The 21,254-nt window shown below is 59.7% G+C and carries 20 protein-coding genes; 13 read left to right on the top strand and 7 right to left on the bottom strand.

Going from position 1 to position 21,254, the window contains the following annotated elements; translation table 11 throughout:
- The first annotated feature begins 4 nt into the window (after positions 1–4).
- On the top strand, positions 5–1,810 hold the full coding sequence (locus XH88_RS18990; protein ID WP_271669776.1) for an AMP-binding protein: 1,806 nt from the start codon (positions 5–7) through the stop codon (positions 1,808–1,810).
- 105 nt (positions 1,811–1,915) lie between these two features.
- Here the strand turns inward: XH88_RS18990 and XH88_RS18995 are convergent, their stop codons facing one another.
- Positions 1,916–2,434, bottom strand: coding sequence for a winged helix-turn-helix transcriptional regulator (locus tag XH88_RS18995; protein ID WP_271669777.1), 519 nt, complete (start codon positions 2,432–2,434; stop codon positions 1,916–1,918).
- Between the two features lie 218 nt (positions 2,435–2,652).
- Here XH88_RS18995 and XH88_RS19000 point away from each other — a divergent pair, with 218 nt between their 5' ends.
- The 6 genes from XH88_RS19000 to XH88_RS19025 all read left to right on the top strand — a co-directional run bounded on the left by XH88_RS19000 (position 2,653) and on the right by XH88_RS19025 (position 9,089).
- Positions 2,653–3,285 (top strand): 2-hydroxychromene-2-carboxylate isomerase, encoded by a 633-nt coding sequence (locus tag XH88_RS19000; RefSeq protein ID WP_271670389.1) that lies wholly within the window; start codon positions 2,653–2,655, stop codon positions 3,283–3,285.
- A 481-nt stretch (positions 3,286–3,766) separates the two neighbouring features.
- Positions 3,767–4,504, top strand: a complete 738-nt coding sequence (locus XH88_RS19005) for an SDR family oxidoreductase (RefSeq protein WP_271669778.1) — start codon at positions 3,767–3,769, stop codon at positions 4,502–4,504.
- 12 nt (positions 4,505–4,516) lie between these two features.
- Complete coding sequence (locus XH88_RS19010) at positions 4,517–5,698, top strand: acyl-CoA dehydrogenase family protein (protein ID WP_271669779.1); 1,182 nt, start codon at positions 4,517–4,519, stop codon at positions 5,696–5,698.
- 23 nt (positions 5,699–5,721) lie between these two features.
- Entirely contained in the window at positions 5,722–6,852 is a 1,131-nt protein-coding gene (locus XH88_RS19015) for an acyl-CoA dehydrogenase family protein (RefSeq protein ID WP_271669780.1), read from the top strand.
- A 14-nt stretch (positions 6,853–6,866) separates the two neighbouring features.
- Positions 6,867–8,054: an acetyl-CoA C-acyltransferase gene (locus tag XH88_RS19020; RefSeq protein ID WP_271669781.1), complete on the top strand. Its 1,188-nt coding sequence runs from the start codon at positions 6,867–6,869 to the stop codon at positions 8,052–8,054.
- 21 nt (positions 8,055–8,075) lie between these two features.
- Entirely contained in the window at positions 8,076–9,089 is a 1,014-nt protein-coding gene (locus XH88_RS19025; RefSeq protein WP_271669782.1) for an NAD(P)H-dependent flavin oxidoreductase, read from the top strand.
- A 113-nt stretch (positions 9,090–9,202) separates the two neighbouring features.
- Here XH88_RS19025 and XH88_RS19030 read toward each other — a convergent pair whose 3' ends face one another.
- Positions 9,203–9,499, bottom strand: a complete 297-nt coding sequence (locus tag XH88_RS19030; RefSeq protein WP_271669783.1) for a YciI family protein — start codon at positions 9,497–9,499, stop codon at positions 9,203–9,205.
- 217 nt (positions 9,500–9,716) lie between these two features.
- Entirely contained in the window at positions 9,717–10,619 is a 903-nt protein-coding gene (locus tag XH88_RS19035) for an NAD(P)H-binding protein (RefSeq protein ID WP_271669784.1), read from the bottom strand.
- Between the two features lie 411 nt (positions 10,620–11,030).
- Here XH88_RS19035 and XH88_RS19040 point away from each other — a divergent pair, with 411 nt between their 5' ends.
- From XH88_RS19040 to XH88_RS19055, 4 genes are all read left to right on the top strand, one after another.
- Positions 11,031–12,032, top strand: a complete 1,002-nt coding sequence (locus XH88_RS19040; RefSeq protein WP_271669785.1) for a fumarylacetoacetate hydrolase family protein — start codon at positions 11,031–11,033, stop codon at positions 12,030–12,032.
- A 90-nt stretch (positions 12,033–12,122) separates the two neighbouring features.
- On the top strand, positions 12,123–12,920 hold the full coding sequence (locus XH88_RS19045) for an enoyl-CoA hydratase/isomerase family protein (RefSeq protein WP_271669786.1): 798 nt from the start codon (positions 12,123–12,125) through the stop codon (positions 12,918–12,920).
- Between the two features lies 1 nt (position 12,921).
- The gene (locus XH88_RS19050) at positions 12,922–14,187 is read left to right on the top strand and encodes a CaiB/BaiF CoA transferase family protein (RefSeq protein ID WP_271669787.1); all 1,266 of its coding nucleotides are present in this window, start codon (positions 12,922–12,924) and stop codon (positions 14,185–14,187) included.
- A 79-nt stretch (positions 14,188–14,266) separates the two neighbouring features.
- A complete protein-coding gene (locus XH88_RS19055; protein ID WP_271669788.1) occupies positions 14,267–14,839 on the top strand; it encodes a winged helix-turn-helix transcriptional regulator in 573 nt (190 codons plus the stop codon).
- 38 nt (positions 14,840–14,877) lie between these two features.
- On the opposite strand, the gene XH88_RS19060 is transcribed toward XH88_RS19055, so the two are convergent.
- The 3 genes from XH88_RS19060 to XH88_RS19070 are packed head-to-tail and all read right to left on the bottom strand — an operon-like array spanning position 14,878 to position 18,589.
- The gene (locus tag XH88_RS19060; RefSeq protein WP_271669789.1) at positions 14,878–15,732 is read right to left on the bottom strand and encodes an FAD binding domain-containing protein; all 855 of its coding nucleotides are present in this window, start codon (positions 15,730–15,732) and stop codon (positions 14,878–14,880) included.
- A complete protein-coding gene (locus XH88_RS19065) occupies positions 15,729–18,101 on the bottom strand; it encodes a xanthine dehydrogenase family protein molybdopterin-binding subunit (protein ID WP_271669790.1) in 2,373 nt (790 codons plus the stop codon). Before XH88_RS19065 ends, XH88_RS19060 begins: the two co-directional genes overlap by 4 nt.
- A complete protein-coding gene (locus XH88_RS19070) occupies positions 18,098–18,589 on the bottom strand; it encodes a (2Fe-2S)-binding protein (protein WP_271669791.1) in 492 nt (163 codons plus the stop codon). The genes XH88_RS19065 and XH88_RS19070 overlap by 4 nt, the downstream gene beginning before the upstream one ends.
- Before the next feature lie 149 nt (positions 18,590–18,738).
- On the opposite strand from XH88_RS19070, the gene XH88_RS19075 reads away from it, so the two are divergent.
- Both XH88_RS19075 and XH88_RS19080 read left to right on the top strand, forming a co-directional pair.
- On the top strand, positions 18,739–19,230 hold the full coding sequence (locus XH88_RS19075; RefSeq protein ID WP_271669792.1) for a winged helix-turn-helix transcriptional regulator: 492 nt from the start codon (positions 18,739–18,741) through the stop codon (positions 19,228–19,230).
- A 263-nt stretch (positions 19,231–19,493) separates the two neighbouring features.
- Positions 19,494–20,648, top strand: a complete 1,155-nt coding sequence (locus XH88_RS19080; RefSeq protein WP_271669793.1) for a serine hydrolase domain-containing protein — start codon at positions 19,494–19,496, stop codon at positions 20,646–20,648.
- A 15-nt stretch (positions 20,649–20,663) separates the two neighbouring features.
- Here the strand turns inward: XH88_RS19080 and grxD are convergent, their stop codons facing one another.
- Positions 20,664–20,984 carry a Grx4 family monothiol glutaredoxin gene (gene grxD, locus XH88_RS19085; protein WP_271669794.1) on the bottom strand — a complete coding sequence of 107 codons (321 nt, stop codon included), beginning with the start codon at positions 20,982–20,984 and terminating at the stop codon, positions 20,664–20,666.
- Positions 20,985–21,254: the final 270 nt, after the last annotated feature.

Raw genomic sequence — 21,254 nt, forward strand, 5'->3', positions numbered from 1 at the left:
GTCGATGTCAACGAACGCTCCGGTCTTCGCGCCCAAGGAGGTCTCTCTGCAGCGGCGGAGCGACGGTTCGCTTATCTTGAGTTCGCCGCTCGAGCTCGGAAAGTGCGATTGGCGCATCACTGACTTTCTGCCGACGTGGGCGAACGCAGCTCCAGATCGCGTCTTCTTGGCACAACGCAATTCAGACGGAGGCTGGGACCAAATCACGTACAGCCAAGCCTGGGCTTTGGTGCAGGCGGTTGGTCAAAGTCTGATCGAAATGAATGCGAAGCCTTCGGACAGCCTCGCCATCCTTTCAGGGAATTCCATAGAGAATGCGGTGATTTCATTTGCCGCAATGTCCATTGGCGTAACTTTTGCGCCAATCTCGCCGAACTACACTTTGATGCCCGGCGGCCTGGCGCGGCTGAAGGATATCGCGGAGGTGCTGCGTCCTAAGTTCGTGTTCGTGCAAAGCGGACGCGAATTCTCCGCAGGCCGGTCCATCCCGGAACTGAAGGCGGCAACCTGGATCAGCGTGGACGGTGCCCCCGAAACGGTCCGCTATGCTGACCTCACGAGGAAGCGGAGCGGTTATGAAGGCTTCGAACAAGCGTCCCGTTGTGTGTCGTGCGATGCCGTTGCGAAAGTCCTCTTCACGTCCGGCTCGACGGGCCTTCCCAAGGGCGTTCTGAATACTCACCGAATGATGGCGAGCTCTCTACAAATGGGCAGCTTGCTGGTGGCCCCGTCCGAGGCGCCTGTCCAGGTCGAGTGGATGCCATGGCACCACACCATGGGAAGCAACGTCATTTTGCATGGCATCCTCAAGAACGGAGGAACGCTCTACATAGACGATGGTCGGCCGTTACCGCAGCTCTTCCACAAAACGCTCCGCAATCTCAAGGAGGTCTCGCCGACCGCCATGTTCAACGTTCCTGCCGGCTATACTTTCCTTTGCGACGCGATCGAGAAGGATGCCGAGCTGGGCGCGGGCATACTGAAGCGGGTGGATAGGATGAGCTATGCCGGCGCTGCCATCTCTCAGAACACGCTCGAGCGTCTGTATCGTTTGACGTCATCTATCACCGGCCGGCGAATTCCCGTCATGTCGGGCTACGGTACTACGGAAACCGCCCCAACGATCAGTACGACCCATTGGGCCACCGACCGCCCGGGGGAAATTGGCCTTCCAGCGCCGGGCTTGCAGCTCAAGCTGCTTCCCGTTTCGGATACGTACGAGGTGAGAGTCAAAGGTCCCAACGTCACCCCGGGTTATCTCGGAAGACCGGATTTGACAGAAAACGCCTTCGATGAAGAAGGCTTCTATCGCATCGGGGATACGGTCTCGTTCATGGATCCCGAGAAGCCAGAAGCTGGACTCCGCTTTACGGGCCGAATTTCCGAAAACTTCAAGCTCGCCAACGGGACCTGGGTATCGATCGGGAACATGCGGGCCGCGGTCTTGGCAGCCGCTCGGGGCGTGTTGTCGGACGTCGTCATCGCAGGTGAGAACCGAGAATGGTGCGGTCTCCTTTGCTGGCTGAACCCGACGGAAGCGGCTCGGCTTTCGTCGCAGCCGCCCTCCGACTCGAACAGCGATCCCGTTGTCGTGCAGTTCCTTAAGGATCGCTTCCAAGAATACAATCGGACCGTCGGAAGCAGCGAGAGTGTGCATTCGTTCGTGCTGCTCAAGGAGCCGCCATCGATCGCCGCCGGGGAAATCACCGACAAGGCATATGTCAACCAGCGTGCTGTCTTGAGGTGTCGATCGGACCAGGTCGAATCTCTCTACAGCTCCGCACCGGCGTCGAGCGTGATCCGGGTTTGAGAACCTCTGCTCAAGCGCTCATCGATGCGGTAGCTAATCGCGGCGGGACAGCCGGCTGCTCCATGTCCCCGTGCAGGCAACGTGGGCGTGTCGCAGCCCAGGCGATCAGGCCGCTTTACGCCGTGGCTTAGCTTTCGGTGCTGGCTCCGGCGTCTCTTTCTTCGTCAGTGTGCGCCTGGCGCCCGGTCCGGGATGCGTATGAACCTCTTTGGCCAGAACCGGCTCGCCGCACTCGGAGCAGACCATGACGGGGTCGAAGTCCTTGCCGCAGTTGCGATGCTGATGCAGAAGCGGTCGTCCGCGCTCGTCCACCATGTGGGTATCGCCCCAATGGACGATCGCCATCATGATCGGATAGAGGTCGAGGCCTTTCTGGGTCAGGATGTACTCGTGCCGCTTCGGCGATTCCTGATAGGGCACGCGACGGAGGATGCCTTGCCGGACAAGCTTCTTCAGTCGCTCGGCAAGTAGATGGCGAGTGATGCCGAGAGCAGACTGGAATCCCTCGAAGCGACGAGTACGCAGGAAACATTCGCGCAGGATAAGCAATGTCCATCGGTCGCCGATTACCCCGATGGTCCGGGCCATCGAACATGGCTCTTCTTCAAGTTCTTTCCACTTCATCCGCGGTCTCCAACTGGCCCAACCATTCTCCCACGAATCCGCCGGGGGACGATAAGTCTTACCATTCTAGATAGGTACTGAGCCCCAAACAATACCACCCTCCGGAAAATCTGCCAAAACGAGGCGCTTAAGTTTGACAGTTCAAAAATAGAACTATAAGAAACGGCTACGCTTACCGAACGTCACCCATCATCGAGTTGTTTCCGGAGATCGCCGATATGACACCGAAAGTAGAATTCCTGTTCGATTTCGGCAGCCCGAACGCCTACTTGGCCGAGGTCGCGATCCCAGGCATCGAACAGCGCACCGGAGCCAAGTTCGAGTATGTTCCGATCCTTCTCGGCGGCATCTACAAGGCTACCGGCAACATGTCGCCCTTCGATTCTCTCCGAGGGATCAAGAATAAGCCCGAGTACCAGGCGCTCGAGACGCAGCGATTCATCCGCCGGCATGGCGTGACGAAATTCCGCCTCAATCCCTTCTTCCCTGTGAACACTCTCATGCTGATGCGCTGCGCAGTCGCGGCCCAGTCCGAGGGGGTGTTCGAGCCCTATTTCAGGGCCGCCTATCATCATATGTGGGAAGAACCGAAGAAGATGGATGATCCGGAGGTTTTCCGGAGTGCATTCGCTTCCTCGGGCATCGATATCGATCGCATCGCGAAGCGTGCCCAGGAAGACGACGTAAAGAAGCGACTCATCGACCTGACGAACGACGCCGTAAGCCGCGGCGCGTTCGGATCGCCCACCTTCTTCGTCGGTAAGGAAATGTTCTTCGGTAAGGACCAACTGCGTGACGTGGAGGAATCCATCGTCGAACAATCCGGCGGGGTCACTTCGAAGACCAAATGATAACTGCGTCGAAGGGCGGCGACACCAATGTCGCCCCCCGCCGCTCGGCGAGGCTCGGCAGCGAGGTCGTTGGGGTCGTGTAGGTTGATCCCGACGGCGATCGCCGATTGCGTCCGACAGCAAAAATTGCCCAAGTCAGCCGGCGACGCTTGCGCTGGCCAGGCCGAATTCGTCGAAGCTCGCCTTCAATACAGGACAGAGGGACAGCGTTGATGTCCTTTGAATTCGCGCGTGGCAGCGGCCGGTCGTGGCATCCAGGCTGCGAATTCTACTTTGCTAGGCTGTCCGGCTCGCATCGAAATTCAACGCATCGGACCGTCTCTTGCCTCGGGCCGTCGAGGCTACTTCAAATATCAATTGACGAGTTCTAAAAAAGAACGTTATGTGTTTTCCGTGGTGCTGAGGCCGCGTCGCCGATCGTCCATCGGTGCGCGGCAGAATAGTTCGCAAGCGACGTAATAACCTCACAGGGAGCAAGCCCGTGCAGAAAAGAAACGCAACCGTGGCTGTCATCGGCGCCGGCGATTACATCGGCGGCGAGATCGCCAAAAAGTTCGCCTCGGAAGGATTCACGGTCTTCGCGGGCCGTCGCAACGGCGAAAAGTTGGCACCGCTCGTCAAGGACATCGAGGCCGCCGGGGGAGAGGTTCATGCCCGTTCGCTCGACGCCCGCAAGGAAGATGAGATCATCTCCTTCCTCAACGATGCCGACAAGCACGCGCCGCTGGAAGTCTGCATCTTCAACATCGGCGCGAACGTCAACTTCCCTATTCTGGAAACCACCGAGCGTGTTTTCCGGAAGGTCTGGGAAATGGCCTGCTATTCCGGCTTTTTGGCAGGCCGCGAGGCCGCCAGGTTGATGCTGCCGCGCGGGGGCGGCAATATCTTCTTTACCGGGGCGACCGCTTCGCTCCGCGGCGGCAGCGGCTATGCCGCCTTCGCAAGTGCCAAGTTCGGCCTTCGCGCGGTTGCGCAGGCGATGGCGCGCGAGCTCGGCCCGAAAAATATCCACGTCGCGCATCTCATCATCGATTCCGGGGTGGATACCGAATGGGTGCGGCAGCGGCGGCTGGAGGCTCTGGGGCCGAATGCGCTGGATGATCCGGACGCCTTGATGCCTCCGTCTTCCGTCGCAGCGTCCTACTGGCAGCTCTACCAGCAGCCGAAAAGCGCATGGACGTTCGAGCTTGAGATTCGTCCCTTCGGCGAGAAGTGGTGAGGAGCAAGTAGGATGGAGCTGGCGCTTTCTCCAGAGGATGCTGCATTTCGTGACGAAGTGCGCGCTTTCATCGCGGAAAACTATCCGGCGGAAATGCGCGTCCCGAACCCGGAGACCGACCTGACGAAGGAGCAATCACTGCTCTGGCATCGCATTCTGCACAAGAAGGGTTGGATCGCGCCTCTCTGGCCCAAGGAGTATGGTGGGCCCGGTTGGTCGATTACCCGCCGCTTCATCTTCGAACAGGAGACCAGCCGCGCCGGCACCCTGCCGCCATTGGCATTCAGCGTCACCATGGTGGGTCCAGTCATCTATACCTTCGGCAACGAGGCGCAGAAGAAGAAGTTTCTTCCGCGCATTCTGTCCGGCGAGGACTGGTGGTGCCAAGGCTACTCCGAACCGGGCTCCGGTTCGGATCTTGCAACCGTTCGTACCAAGGCCGTGCGTGAGGGAGATCACTATATCGTCAACGGCCACAAGACGTGGACGACGCTCGCTCAGCATGCGGATTGGATTTTCTGCCTGGTGCGGACTGATCCGAATGCGAAACCTCAGTCGGGCATCTCCTTCTTGCTGATCGATATGAAGTCCCCCGGCGTAACCGTGCGACCGATCATCACGATCGACGGAAGCCACGAAGTCAACGACGTCTTTCTGGAGAACGTTCGTGTTCCCGTCGAAAATCTGATCGGAGAGGAGAACAAGGGATGGACCTACGCCAAGTTCCTGCTCGGCAATGAGCGCACGAGCATGGCCGGCATCGGCCGGTCGACGCGCTACATCAACAAGCTGAAGCAAATCGTAAAGGCCGAGATTCCTTCCGACGATCCGGCCCATCTCGACTTCGTGCGCGAAATCGCCCACGTGGAGCTCGATGTCCTGGCGCTTGAGGCGACCGAGCTGCGTGTTGTGGCGCAGATGGCGCGCGGAATCGATCCGGGACCGGCGGCATCACTATTCAAGATCCGCGGCACCGAGATATTTCAGAAAATCACCGAATTGACCCATCGCGCGATCGGCAATTCCGGGCTCGCCCTTCGAGAGCAACCGGTCAGCGCCAATCACTTCATGCCCGGCCCCGAGTATGGGCACACAGCAGCGGAAAAGTACCTGAATTCGCGCAAGCTGAGCATCTACGGCGGGTCGAACGAGATCCAGCGCAACATCATCGCAAAAGCGGTTCTTGGTCTCTAATCGAAGCCTATCGAGAGGGTCGGATGGACATCCAATTCACGGAAGAGCAGGAGTTGCTGCGGTCCAGCATCCAACGCCTGCTACGCGACCAATATGATTTCGAGGCGCGCCGCAAGATCGTCGCCGACGAACAGGGCTTCAGTCGCAAGCAGTGGGAGGCGTTCTCGGAGCTCGGCCTGTTGGCTGCGCCGTTCACGGAGGACGCCGGCGGCCTCGGTGGCGGTCCGCTGTCGACCATGATCATCGCGCACGAGTTCGGCCGGCATCTTGTCGTCGAGCCGTTCGTCGAGACGGTCGTTTTGGCCGGTGGTCTGATCGAACAGTTAGGCACCGTCGAGCAGAAGCGAAGCTTCATTCACGACATCATCGACGGCAAGAAGATCTGGACGCTGGCCTGGACGGAGAAGGGTGGGCGGTTCGACCTAGCAAACGTCGCGACCACGGCGCGGCGTGAGGGCGAGGACTATGTCCTGAGCGGCGAAAAGACTGCGGTGATCGCGGCACCATGGGCCGATTACTTCATCGTCTCCGCGCGCACCTCGGGCAACCGTCGGGACCACGGCGGCGTCAGTCTGTTCGTGGTTGACCGGCGCGCGGCCGGCGTCGATCTGAAGAGCTTCAAGACGATCGATGCCCGTCGAGCCGCCGAGATCAGCATGCGCAACGTTCGCGGCCAGTTGCTCGGTAATGAAGGCGAGGGCGTCGCGGTGCTGGAGGCCTGCCGCGACCGCGCCATCGGTGCGCTTTGCGCGGAAGCAGTCGGTGCGATGGGCGAGCTGAATTCTGCCACGCTTGAATATTCGAAGACCCGCAAGCAGTTCGGCGTCACCATCGGTTCATTCCAGGTTCTGCAGCATCGGATGGTCGACATGTTCATCGCCCATCAAGAGGCACTCTCCCTGATGCAGCACCTCAATCTCAGCATCAGCGGCGGCGAAGCCGGGCTCTCGCGGCTCGCCTCCGGCGCCAAGACGAAGATCGGCTATGCGGCCAGGTTCGTCGCCGACCAGGCGGTGCAGCTTCACGGCGGCATGGGCATGACCGACGAGCTCAATGTGGGGCACTATTTCAAGCGGATCTCTTCCATCAACATCCAGTTCGGCGACCCCGCGTTCCACGTGCTTCGCTATGCACGCCTGGACGCGGCCGCGTAAGAAAAGAGGCAAGTATGACGAATGATGCAGTAATCGTTTCGACCGCCCGTACCGCGGTCGGCAAGGCCTACCGTGGATCGCTCAACAACACGGAAGGGCCGACCCTTGCCGGGCACGTGATGGCGGAAGCGGTGAAGCGCGCCGGCATTTCGCCCGGAGAGGTCGAGGACGTGGTCATGGGCTGCGCGATGCAGCAGGGCACCATGGTCATGAACGTGGCCCGCAAGGGGGCAATCCGCGCGGGGATGCCGGTGTCCGTAGCCGGAACGACGATCGATCGGCAATGCGCCTCCGGGCTGCAGGCTATCGCGGTTGCCGCCCGCTCCGTCATGCTCGACGGCGTGGACATCGCAATCGGCGGCGGCATTGAGTCGATCAGCCTGGTGCAGAACGAGCACATGAACAAGTTCCACATCGTCGACGACGAGTTGATGGCGGCGAAGCCGGCGATGTACATGTCCATGCTCGAGACCGCCGAGACCGTGGCCGAACGCTACAAGATCGGGCGCGACAAGCAGGATGAATATAGCCTCGAGAGCCAACGGCGTGTCGGCGCGGCTTTGCAGAGTGGTCGCTTCGATGACGAAATCGTCCCCTTCACGACCAAAATGGCGCTCGTGAATAAGGAAACCAAGCAGGTCACCTACGAGCAGGTGACTCTGACCAAGGACGAGGGGCCGCGGCCCGACACGACCGCCGAGGGGCTCGCCAAGATCAAGCCCGTGTTCGAAGGCAAAACCATCAGCGCGGGGAATGCGAGCCAGCTTTCGGACGGGGCTTCGGCTTGCGTGATCATGAGCGATAAGGTCGCCTCCAAGAAGGGGCTCAAGCCGCTCGGCATCTTCCGGGGCTTCGTTGCCGCGGGCGTCGAACCGGACGAGATGGGCATCGGTCCGGTCGTCGCGATCCCACGCTTGCTGAAGCGCCACAACCTGAAGATCGACGACATCGATCTCTGGGAGCTCAACGAGGCCTATGCCGTTCAGGTGATCTATTGCCGCGACAAGCTTGGCATCGACCCGAACAAGCTCAACGTAAATGGGGGCTCGATCGCGATCGGCCACCCCTATGGCATGACCGGTTCACGCCTCACCGGCCACCTTCTGATCGAGGGACGTCGACGAAAGGCAAAGTACGGCGTCGTTACCATGTGCATCGGTGGCGGCATGGGCGCGGCGGGCCTTTTCGAAATCATCCATTGAACGGAACTGCGGGAGATCATCGTGAAGACAGCGATCACTGAACTGTTCGGTATCGAACATCCGATTATTCAGGGCGGCATGCACTATGTCGGGTTCGCAGAGCTCGCAGCCGCAGTGTCGAACGCCGGCGGTCTCGGCGTCATTACCGGCCTTACCCAGAAGACGCCCGAGCTCCTGGCCAAGGAAATCGCGCGCTGCCGCGATATGACCGACAAGCCGTTTGGCGTGAATCTTACGTTTCTGCCGAGCTTCACCGCGCCGCCCTATCCCGAATACATCGCCGCGATCAAAGAGGGCGGTGTGAAAGCGGTCGAGACGGCCGGCCGTAGCCCGGAGGAGTACATGCCGGCGCTGAAGGCTGCCGGGATCAAAGTGATCCACAAGTGCACTTCGGTGCGGCATTCGCTGAAAGCCGAGAGAATCGGCTGCGACGCGGTGAGTGTCGACGGCTTCGAGTGCGGCGGTCATCCTGGCGAAGATGACATGCCGAACATGATTCTGCTGCCTCGCGCGGCTGATGAGCTCAAGATCCCCTTCGTTGCATCGGGCGGCATGGCGGATGCGCGAAGCCTAGTTGCGGCTCTATCCATGGGCGCGGCGGGCATGAACATGGGCACTCGCTTCGTTGCAACCAAAGAGGCGCCGGTTCATGAGAATGTCAAGCAAGCGCTGGTCAAGGCAACTGAACTCGACACCGTCCTGGTCATGCGTGCGCTGCGTAACACCGAGCGCGTGCTGAGAAACAAAGGGGTCGATGAACTGCTCGAGATCGAGCGCGAGAAGGGCGCGAGCCTGAAGATCGAGGACATTCTCGACCAAGTCGCCGGTGTCTACCCGAAAGTGATGGTGGATGGAGACATGGACGCCGGCGCTTGGAGCTGCGGCATGGTGGTCGGGCTGATCAACGACATCCCGACCGTCAAGGAGCTGATCGATCGCATCATGGATGATGCCGAGCGCATAATCCGGCAACGGCTCACGGGCTTCCTCGACGGCGTAGGCAAGGGCTCCGTTCCCGCTCGCGCCATCGCCTGATATCTTTTGGCAACCTCTCCTCGGCTCACGAAAAGGCGGACGCTTGATTTAGCGTCCGCCTTTTCTGTGTGCGCTGATTAAAGCGCGCTGGTGACAGCCTGGTCGTTGAATTTCTAGCCGCGAGCCGTCAACTTGCGCATCGGATAGTGCTCATAATGTCCGGCGCCGTTTTTCACGATGGGATCTTGGGACGTGATCGTCTCGATGTCCTGATCGTCTGCGATCTGATACAGCGACACACCATATCCTCCGTTCGGATCCATGACGGGGCCGTGGGCAACGACCACGCCATCGTCGATCAGCCTATCCAAAAATGCTCCATGTTGCTTCATCCACTTTGCTTCGTCAGACGTCATCGTCGTCAGAAAGTCGGCGCGCGGCGGAATGAACTTGCAGAGGTAGGCCTTCATCTAAGGGCTCCATGCTCGAAGTCGGGCCGAGCTTCAACTGTCCAGACCTCACTCCTGTGTCCTGGGAATAGCTCGACCAAATGGATTGTAAAATATAAGTGACTATTAAAAAATAACCAAGTCAGTTCTGGTCCTGGCTCCGGAAAGGTTAGTCGGGCCGATCGTGCCCACGCCTTGGGCGAGCCCGACTTTGCATGCGGCCCTCACAACGGTTTGCCTAACCTCCAGTCGTATAGAACCCAGCGTTGCGCAGAACGAAGTCGTACACGCTTTGCGGCGACTTGCCGGTGATCACCTCGACGTCTGTGGTCAGCCGGTCATAGCGATTTTGCTGTTTGAGAAGAGCCATCGTCGCAAGGTGCGAAAGCACGTGCGGTGGCAATTTCCCGCTATCCTCCAGTTGCTTACGCCAGGGACCCCAGGGCACGTCCACGTAAGTGATGGGGCTTCCAAGAGCCCTGGAAAACTCTTCGGCGACTCCGTGCATGTCCTGTGAGCGCGGTCCTGTCAGCTCGTAGACTTTGTCGATATGTGGGCCTGGCTCCTCGAGGATGGCTGCAATCACTCGTGCGACATCTTCGCTCGCGATCGGGGAGGTCTTTCCATTTCCGAAAGGTAGACGAATTTGGCCATGGTCGCGGATGGAAGCTGCGGAAAGCCGAAGGAAAAAGGTATCCAGGAATGCCGTTGGACGGACATGGACGACAGGCAGCCCGGACCAGTTCAGAGCCTGTTCCGCGAGCCAGTGCAGCTTCTGCTGCGGGCTGTCGGTGGTCGAATTGATGCCCATCTGGGACACCGTCATCTGAGAGATGTTCACGAACGCGCTCACCCCGTGGTGCTTCGCCACCGCGGCCGCGTTGACGGTCGCCTCCAAGTAGGAAGGTGAAACGGCCATACCGAAGTACACTCGCTCGCAGCCCTCGATCGCCCGATGCATCGCGTGCAGGTCGAGAAGGTCACCCACGGCAATCTCGCCCCCCAATTTAGCGAGCTTGGCCGATCGAGCGTCTTCGCTGCGGACGAGAGCTCGTACCTTCGAGCCACGTTCGATCAACAGCTTGCATACTACATGGCCCACGGTTCCAGACGCGCCGGTTATCAATATGGGAGATTGCATGTCTTCACTCCTCGTGGACCGTGTGAGCTCACCGCCGACGGTACTAGGGGCATATAAGACCAATTCTTCTGTTAGTAAATCAGGCTCCGCTCCTTCTCCATGTGGGTCACGCCGGAGCTCCGCGTATCGTGAAGGTCTTGCCGCGCCACAACCTGTTGAGCGAGTGGCCTTGGCCCCCAACCATCTCCCAAGGGTCAATAGCGCCTGCCGATCGGGCACGGTGCACGACACCGAAGCCTCCGGGAGGGGGCCTGCCTTGGCGTGCTCGCTGCTGTTTCAATGATGACGCTCGGAGACGCGCGATTCCACTTTGCGCAACGCAAGCAGCGCGCATTAATAGTGACTTGCAAAACAGAAGTTATTCGGTAAGCTCGGGTTCAGGCGTTGCCATGCTCGATCGGGGAGGGACTCTTGAAATTAGCTACGTACCGATCCAACGGTCGAAACAAAGTCGCCTTGGTTCATGCCGGCGATACACGGCTATTCGATCTCGCTTCCGCATCAGAGCGTGCCGGACGGCCGAATCCCGCCTTCAATTCGATGCTTGAGTTCGTCGACGAAGCAGATGCGTCCCTCGACGCGGCATCGGACATGTTTCGCCGCTACGGTCAGGATCAAGATCTGTCGTCCGATGTCCCGGCAGCCGATCTCCTCGCGCCGCTGCCGGAGCCGCGCCAGATGCGAGACGGCATGTCGTTTCCAGTGCATATCGTTCAAGGTCCGATCGGTCACCTAAAACTACAAGCGCGGAAGGCTGGAGACGCGGCCGAGCTCGCGCGCCTTCAGGCCGCGCCTTTGCCCGAGCTGCCGGAGGTCTATCGCAAGCAGCCGATCTACTACATCACCAATCGTTTCAGCGTCGGGGGTCCCAATACGACCGTAAGGTGGCCGCGTTACAGCCAGGTGATGGACTACGAGCTGGAGTTCGGCATAGTCACCAAAAACAAGGGAGCGAACATCGCAGCATCCAAGGCGGGCAATCACATATTCGGTTTTACGATCTTCAACGATTTTTCTGCACGCGATGCCCAGCGAGTGGAGATGGAAGGAAGGCTTGGGCCGGCCAAAGGCAAGAGCTTCGACGGAGGTAACGTGCTCGGGCCGTGGATCGTGACGCCTGATGAAATAGGGGATCCCTACAAGCTCACTATGGAGGCGCGCATCAACGGCGAGACTCGTTCGCGAGGCACCAGCGAAGGCATGCTGTTTTCGTTCGAGGAAATCATCGCCCACATAACTCGAGACGAAACGTTGATGGCCGGAGAGTTTATCGGCTCGGGTACGGTAGGCAATGGCTGTGGTCTCGAGCTCGGATGGTATCTCGAGGACTCTGACACTATCGAGCTCGAAGTCGAGAAGATTGGGGTCCTGAGGAACCGTGTCATCCGGCAGAGTACCTTCGCCGAAAAATGATACTTGCAAAATGCAAGTCACGGTGTGAAGATCGTCTCATCCGACAACAAAGGCCGTTGCAAAGCGGCGTCGAAAGCAGGGAGGCCGCGTGTGTCTGACGAGGCATTGGTGACGCGCGACGAGCGCGGAAATATCTCGGTGTTGACGATGGTCTACAGGCCGTACAACCTGCTCGGCCCCAAGTTCCTGAGCGCCATCGTTCAGCAGGTCGAGGCAGCCCACAAGGCAGGAAGCCGTGCGATCGTCATCCGAAGCGGGTTGCGACACTTCTCCGCCGGCGCGGATCTGGATATTTTCGAAACGCAAGTCGCGTCTGACAGTGCCGAAGAGAGCGGCGCAAATCTGCGGCGTACCAACGTCGAATTCCTTCGATTCATGGAATTGCTGCCGATTCCGCTGATCGCGAGCATTCACGGCGTCTGCCTCGGTGGCGGGCTTGAGCTCGCCCTATCGTGCGACTACATCATCGCGGCTTCGTCGGCCAAGATCGGCTCGGTGGAGGCAACGTTAGGGCTGCATCCCTTGCTGGGAGGGATCCAACGCCAAGTGCAGCGGATCGGCGCGCAGCGCGCGAAAGAGATGTCCATGTTGGCCCGCCGGTACGATGCACCGACACTGGAAAAATGGGGGTTGATCAATCTTACGGTCCCGGAAGAATCCCTGGAGGCCGCGACGATGGCAATCGCGGAAGAGTTTGCGCAGGGGCCCACGATCGCGCATGCGGCGACCAAGGAGCTCACATATATCGCGGTCAACGAGGGTGTCGCGGCCGCCGACGAAGCTATGGCGAGAGTTCAGGCGCCGATTTGGGCGTCGGAGGACCTGAGGACAGGTCTTGTGTCGTATCGCAAGAATGGTCCAGGCCTCGCAAAGTTCGCGGGACGCTGACATGAGTGGCCCCCTCAGTGGAGTTCGAGTCGTGGATTTCTCCCGCGTCCTGGCGGGGCCCTTGTGCGCGAGGACGCTGCAGGATCTCGGCGCCGAGGTCATCAAGATCGAGCCGCCGAGTCCCGATGTGAGCCGGTTCGCGTTTCCGTCGACGGATGGCATGTCCGGCTATTATGCCCAGCAGAATGCCGGAAAGCGTAACGTCAGTATCAATCTGAACCTTCCAGGCGCACTTGAACTGGTCCTCAAGCTCTGCGATACCGCCGATGTCGTGGTCGAGAATTTTCGGGCGGGTACGCTGAATTTCTTCGGTCTCGACTACGGTACGCTCTCCAAGCGTAACCCCAAGTTGATCTATGCGTCCATCACCGGGTACGGGCAAGGCGGACCCTGGCGGAGCCGAATGGCGTATGCTCCAACCGTGCAGGCCGAGGCCGGCTTTACTCATAACAGCATTCGTCACTATGGCGAGGCGCTGACAGAACCGCGCACGGATAGTCTTTCGCATGCGGACGTATACACGGGCTTGCAGGCGGTGATCGCGATCCTAGCGGCTCTCAATAGCCGCCAGAAGACCGGGCATGGCCAGTACGTAGACGTTGCTATGGCTGCGACGCTGCTGGCGGTCAATGAACGAGCCCATGTCGATCTCTCGGACGATGACATTGGCGCAGAGCCGGCGGTGTTGGGAGCCACTGACTGCTCGTTTTTCATCGGGCCGCAAGGAGAACAGTTCACCGTAGCGACGAGCATCATCGGGAGCCTGACATTTCCGTCCTGGCTGAGAGCGATGCGTCGCGTCGATTTGATGGATGATCCGCGATTCGCCACTGCAGCTGCTCGCCGGTTGAACTTCGGGCTGTTGCACCAGATCATCCAGTCTTGGATATTGACTTTTCCTGACATGGCGACGCTCGATGCTCAGTTCGACGAAGCCAAAATCGCGATGGGCGAAGTCCGTTCCATCAAGGAGCTCGCGGCTTCCGAGTGGAGCGACTACTGGGGTGCGGTTCAACGCGTTTCCGATCGAAACGGTGGAGAATACCGATTGCCTGGCAGGCCATGGCATTTCTCAGTCGACGAACTGTCGCCGATCGGAGCGCCGGCCTTTCAGGGAGAGCATAACTTCGCGGTTTTCGGCGAACTCGGCATCAGCCCAGAGGAGCTGAAGCGGTTCAGCGAAGCAGGTGTTCTGGTGTCCCATAAGCGCGCCTCGGAGCTTATGGCGACTGCTGATACCAAGGGCGAGCCTGGACAAGCCGCCTGACGAATAGACGCGGAAAGCTGGTCTGGACATACACGAATCCCGCTCGATCTGGTATGGGCTGGGTTTGGAGATGAAAACTATGTCCAGTGCGAAGCAAGGCCGGCTGGCCAACAAAGAGTGCTCCGTCGCGCGCGCGATGGAGCTCGTTGGGGATCGCTGGTCTATCCTGATCCTGCGTGAGGCGTACTACGGCGTGAAGCGCTTCGACGAGTTCGAGCTGTACGTCGGAATCGCTCCCAACATTCTGAGCGCCAGGCTGAAAAAGCTCGTGAGCGCCGGCATTATGAGGCGAGTCCCTCTGCCCGAACATTCAGGACGATATGAATATGTCCTGACCGAAAAGGGCCGAGATTTCTTTCCAGCTTATCTTGCGTTGAAGAAATGGGGAGACGACTGGCTTGCGGACCCGGCGGGACCGCAGGTCGTGTTTCGCGACCGCACAGCGGGACATCCGATCAAATATCCCGAAATCAGAGGGGCGGACGGCGAGCCCTTGCGGCTCGAGGATGTCGAGGTCGTCGCCGGCGCCGGCGCCGTTCCGTTCAATCGGATTCGATTCGGCGGTACTTCGCCAGGTCGCAAAGCCGCAGGACCGGTGCGTTCTCGAGTGAAAAGCGGGATTACAAGCCGCGCCGGTCGAACGATCCCATAGGGCCCGACACTTCGAAGCCGTCTAAGAAGCTGTCGGTCTCATTGAGAAAGCTCAAGCAGAGCTCGTCCGAGCTCGACCCGAACTAGGTTCGCGCGGTATTCGGCCGGCGCGTAGCGGTCCGAGAGACACTCGGTGTTCTCACTAAGCATTCGCGCAGCCTCGTCGATGTTGTCTCGCGTCAAGGCCTTGCCGGTCAGAAATTCGGCCGCTTCCTTACCCACAAATGCGTGGTTCGTGGCACCGGTGATTCCGATGGAAGCTTCGTCGACGACGCCATCTAGCATCCGCACGGCTATCGCGACTCCGACCACGGCGAACCCGCTGGCCGGGTGCCGGATCTTCCGGTAAGCGTAGCGTGTGCCGGTTTTCGGTTTGGGTATTTGGATCGAAGCAAGAATCTCATCCGGCGCCAGGGTCGTGGTGAAGATATCGAGAAAGAAATCCTCCGCTGGGACCGTGCGCCGTCCTGTCGCCCCTACGATTTCTAACTGCGCGCCCAGGGCCAGAACTACTGCAGGCCAGTCTGCCGCGGGATCGGCATTCGCAAGTGATCCACCGATCGTACCGCGGTTACGTACCTGGGGATCGGCGAGCAACCTGGCCGTCTCGCGGAAGATCGGAAATACGTTGTTCAACGGTTCGGAAGCGGACAGTTCGGAGTGGGTCGTCAGCGCACCGATCTTGACATGAGTTTCGCCGATCTCGATCCCCTTGATCTCCGCGACGCTCCTGATGTCGATCAAGAGCTCGGGCGCAGCCAGCCGCAACTTGAGCGCCGGAAGCAGGGTGTGCCCACCGGCCACCAGTTTCGCTCCGTCTGGGTTATCGCGCAGCAGTTCGATCGCCTGTGTAAGTGAAGATGCGCGAACGTAGTCAAAAGCCGCGGGGATCATCGGGCGTCTCCTTCGCGAACGCTTCGAATTGCCGCCCATATCCGGGGGGGCGTCAGGGGCATATCGAGATGCTTGATCCCGAACGGCGACAATGCATCTAGAACGGCGTGCACCATGCAGGGCGGGGCTGCAATCGAGCCGCTCTCGCCAATGCCTTTCACGCCGATCGGATTGGTCGGTGACGGAGTTTGCTGGAATGATGATCGGATGTTCGGTACGTGCTCCGCGCGGGGAACGGCATAGTCGAGCAACGACCCGGTCAAAAGTTGTCCGCTCTCGGAATCGTAGCTGACTTCTTCGAAGAGAGCCTGAGCGATTCCCTGAACGACGCCGCCGTGTATCTGACCAGCGGCGAGACGCGGGTTGATCAGCGTACCGACGTCGTCGACGGCGACGTAGTCCAGAATATCGACAATTCCTGTCTCGGGATCGACTTCGACGTAGGCCATGTGGACGCCGGACGGTGCCCCCATGCCGGTAGGATCGTAGAAAACCGTCTCGTCGAGACCGGGGGCAACGCCATCGGGCAGCTTGTGGCCGACGTACGCCATGCGGGCCACCTTGGAGAACGTCAGCGGAGCGATATCGGTGCCGGGAACGGTGAACGCACCCGCAGAGTAGGAAACATCCTTCTCGTCCACCTCCAGCATACCGGCAGCGATCGTCTTGGCCTTCGTGATCACCCGATGGGAGGACACGTGCACGCTCGATCCGCCGACGGCCATCGAACGTGAATTGAAGGTCCCATGCCCTGCCTGCACTTGGCGCGTATCGCCCTGGACGATCTCGATGTCCTCGAGGGGAATCTGCAGGACGTCTGCAGCGATTTGCGCGAGAGACGTGGCATGACCTTGCCCTTGGCTCATAGAACCCGAGTAGATCGTGGCTCGCCCGCTCGAATCGATGCTGACGCGGGCGCTTTCCCAACCACCCCGGTCAAATCCGCCGGGAGCCAAGCGGCGCGATGGAGCCATGCCGCACATGTGGGTGTAGGCGGCGACCCCAATGCCGCGGTAGATGCCATTCCCTCGCAACGCCTCGCATTCTCCACGTCTTCCTTCGTAATCGAATGCCTCTAGGGCCTTGTCCAGCAACGCCTGATAGTCGCCGCTGTCGTACATGACGCCGGTGCTGCCGTAGGGCCGATAAGGAAAATCGGAGGCTTGGATGAAGTTTCGCCGACGCACCTCGACCTGATCGAGGTTCAGATGGCGAGCCACCGCATCGATGGCCCGCTCCGCGATGTAAGCTCCTTCTGGCCGCCCATAACCGCGATAGGCGTCGACAGGCACCGTGTTGGTGACGACCACCCTGGAAAGCGCCTCGTAGTTTTCGATTTTGTAGGTGCCCGTCCCGAAGTTGACCGTGTTCACGGTGGGCCCGCCGGTCGCCATGTTGGAAAGATAGGCTCCGACGTTCCCCAACGTGCTGACCTTGAGGCCCAGGATGCGGCCGTCGTTATTGAAGGCGATCTCGAGATCCTCGGTATGGGCGCGGCCATGGCTGGTCGATTGATGGCTCTCGGAGCGCGTCTCCCACCACTTCACGGGTGCGTTCAACTCGCGAGCGAGGTATGGGCAAAGCAGATCTTCCGGATACAAATGCATCTTGGCACCGAACCCCCCGCCGATGTCGGGTGCTACTACGCGCAATTGATGTTCCGGAATGCGGACCGTCTCCGCGATCCAGCGGCGGTGCATATGGGGGACCTGGCTGCCGATATAGACCGTGAGCGTGCCGTCGGGCTCCGGTGCCGCGACGATCGCGCGCGTTTCCATGCACGTCGGAATAAGCCGGTTATTGACGACGCGGAGTTTGACGACCTGGTCGGCTTCCCGATTTGCCTTCTCGTAGTCGCCCCCCTTGACCTTGTAGAAAGTGGTGATGTTGCCTGGTACGTTTTCGTGAAGCTGGGGCGCGTCGCCCCGGACGGCGTCCTGCTCCTCGGTCACCGCGGGCAGAACATCATATTCGACCTCGATCAGGCCGATGGCGTCGTAGGCTTCCGCCAAGCTCTCCGCCACCACGAGGGCGACGCTCTCGCCGACAAACCTCACTCGGTCGGTAGCGACGACCCGACGTACCGGGACCTTACTGCCGGGAATGATCCAGTTGGGCACAATAGGGCCGATCCTATCCTCGAGCGCCGAGCCCGAGAGAGCCAGCCGAACCCCGGGAGCGGCCCTTGCGAGCGACAGATCGATGCTGTCGATCTTGGCGTGAGCGTGCGGCGACCGGAGTATCGCCATGTACAGCATGCCAGGCAGCTTCAAGTCGTCGACGTAACGGCCTCTTCCGGCAAGCAGTTTGAGGTCCTCTCGCCGTTTGAGAGGTTGGCCTACGTGTCGAGTGCCCTGAGAGATGGTCATGCCACGCTTCCTTCCGATGCGAGGCTTTCGACGGCGCGAACAATGTTATGGTAACCCGTGCATCGGCAGATATTTCCCGCTAAACCGTGCCGGATCTCACGCTCGCTGGGATTGGGGTTTTCCCTCAACAAATTCCTCACACTCATCACCATGCCCGGCGTGCAGAAACCGCACTGAAGCGCGTGATGGTCGTGGAAAGCCTTCTGAACGCGGCTGAGCTCCCCACTACCGTCGGTCAGCCCTTCGATTGTGGTGATCGACGCGCCATCTGCCATGACGGCGAGAACCGTGCAGGATTTCACCGCTACTCCATCGATCTCGACGGTGCAGGCGCCGCACTGCGAGGTGTCACATCCGACATGCGTGCCCGTAAGGCCGAGGTCCTCCCTAAGGAAATGCACCAACAGCCGACGGGCCTCAACAGTCCCCGTCCGACGTAACCCATTGATTTCGATCGTCACTTCGCGGGTGCTTGCTGTGGCAGGCATGATCTCCTCCGGGCATGTGCTTATTTACTTATAGTAACTCTAATAATAATAGTGACTTTCAGCAAGTTGTTTTTGCCGCCCGTCATCGTTCCCGAAGCCGGCGGCCCCCCGAGAGTCTTCTATGAGAGCTTTGCTCGGAGCGATCGCCGATGCGACTTAAAGGTTTTGAGGGCATGACGTGCTCGATCGCCGGCGTTCTCGAAGCAGTTGGTGACCGCTGGGCTTTCTTAATATTGCGCGATCTAACGTTGGGACTGAGCAAGTACGAAGATCTGAAGAGATCGACCGGCATCACCGATGCCACGCTGTCGGCTCGGTTGAAGCATCTCGAGCAGAATGGTCTCATCGAGCGCCGCGTCTATCGAACGCGTCCCGCGCGCCACGAATATGTTCCATCCGCCAAGGGATGGGACATGGTCCTCGTGATTCAGGCCTTGGCTCAAGTCGGTGACAAGTGGGGGGTTGCCAGCAGCAATGGACCTCCGCTCGAATTCGTCAACACGCACGGAGGAGGCCGGGTGAGGTTGAGGATCATCGACGAGCAAACGGACGCCACCGTCCGCTTGCGGGATGTTCGACCGAAGGCGGGCCCGGGTGCAGATGAGAAAGTGAGATGGCGGGTAGGGAAATTTCCGCCTTAGGGAATCCGACCGAGAGTGCTGTCTTCCTGTGCGCAGGCGGCCTTATGCCATGAGAGAGTCGTCATATGGCAGGACGTTCATCATGAGATAAGGGCGTTCGTTCGTTCCGATGAATAGTTTTCCGACGAGCGTCGATGGGAACGCTTGCGCAACACCTTGGGACGAAAGCACAAGAGCGTGCGCTCGGATCGGCATTTTGCGCCGCGCCTGAATTGCGATTTGGCCGACGAGCGGATACTTCATTTTTGAACAGAGAGTCTACGATGAATCAGCTACCCGAGAGCAATGATCCAGCGCTTGAACGGGCCTTAAATCCGATTTTGAGCAATGCAATTGCCGAGCGGCGAGTGGCCGGTGCGGTGGTTCTGGTTTCGAGGCGCGGCGTGCTGAGCTACGCCCGAGCAATCGGCTTTGCGGACGTCGAGGCGAGGCGGCCGATGACTTTGGATACGATTTTCCTGGCGGCGTCTCTTACGAAACCGATCGTGACCGCCGCCTTTCTCTCGCTCGTCGACGAGGGCACGATGGCCCTGGACGACCTCGTCGCTCGCTATCTGCCTGCATTCTCTCCGAAGTTCAACAATGAGGCGCTGCCCATCACTCTCAGGCAGCTTCTGACCCACACCGCCGGTCTATCTTATGGTTTCTTGCAGCCTCTGGACGGTCCATATCAGCGGCTTGGCGTGTCGGACGGTGTGGATCAGCCTGGCCTTTCCATCGCGGACGAGCTGGCTCGCATCGTCGAAGCCGGCCTGTTCTTTCCGCCGGGCCGAGCGTGGGTCTATTCAGTCGGCATGGACGTGCTGGGCGCTGCAATAGAGTCGGCCACCGGAAAAAGCCTGCCGCAAGTCGTCGCGGAGCGCGTTACCAGTAGACTCGGTATGAGCGACAGCGGTTTCGCCGTCGTGGACCCGTCGCGCTTGGCCACGCCGTACGCGGACGGGAGACCACCGGTTCGAATGGGCAAGACCCATCTCCTGCCGTTTGCTGGTCTGTCGGGAATTCGCTTCGAGCCCGATCGCATTTTCGATCAAACCTCGTTCGCTTCCGGCGGCGGAGGCATGGCCTGCACCGCGTCTGATTTTCTGGCCTTCCTCGAAGCGATCAGAAACGGTGGTGGGGCCGTCGTTGCCCCCGATACCGCTCGGGAGATGATGAAGAACCAAACGGGCTCGCATCTCATCGTCATCCGAGGTCCCGGCTGGGGGTTCGGCTTCGGCGGCGCGGTGTTAACCCACCCAACCGTCGCCGGCCTGAAGCTTCCAGGCGGGCTTTGGTCTTGGGGCGGCGTCTACGGCCATAGCTGGGCCGTCGATCCTGAACGGGAAGTGAGCTACGTGCTTATGACAAATACTGCCGTCGAAGGGATGAACGGTCAGCTCTCAATGGAGCTGATGGCAGCAGCCTTGGCGTCGTGACCCGCGGTGCAAGCGCTAGTGCGAAACTTGCTCCGCTAACAGCAACTGCTGCAGTTCGCCAGATTGGAACATCTCCGCAACGATGTCGCAGCCGCCAACGAATTCGCCACGTACATAAAGCTGCGGAATCGTCGGCCAGTCAGAATATTCCTTAATTCCACGGCGCAATTCCTCGGACTGATAGATGTCGTGCGACTTGAACGTCACGCCGAGATGATCGAGGATTCTCACGACCTGCGCCGAGAATCCGCAAGCCGGAGACCGAGGCGACCCCTTCATGAACAGTACGACCTCGTTCGTACCGACTTCGCTTCTGATGAACTCAGCAATACTCATATCGTCCTCCAGGCGCTATTCCAGCTCGCCATCGTACGAGCGCTGCGCGAGCTTCTGCCGTCGGCCGGAAACTCAGTCCGGTAAAGCGAACAACAGACCGAGGTCACTTGAATTTTGATAGAAAGTCAATACTAAAAAGGAACTAAGTGCGTTGCGGGCGTGGTGAAGACCCAAACATTGGCGAGGCTCCGTAAACGTGCCGATCGGCAGTCGGTACTTAGGGACTGCGCTCGCGGTCGGCGTCCACGGGGCATCGGAGGGTATCGATCG

This window comes from Bradyrhizobium sp. CCBAU 51627 (assembly GCF_028128765.1).
In the GTDB taxonomy this organism is placed as follows: domain Bacteria; phylum Pseudomonadota; class Alphaproteobacteria; order Rhizobiales; family Xanthobacteraceae; genus Bradyrhizobium.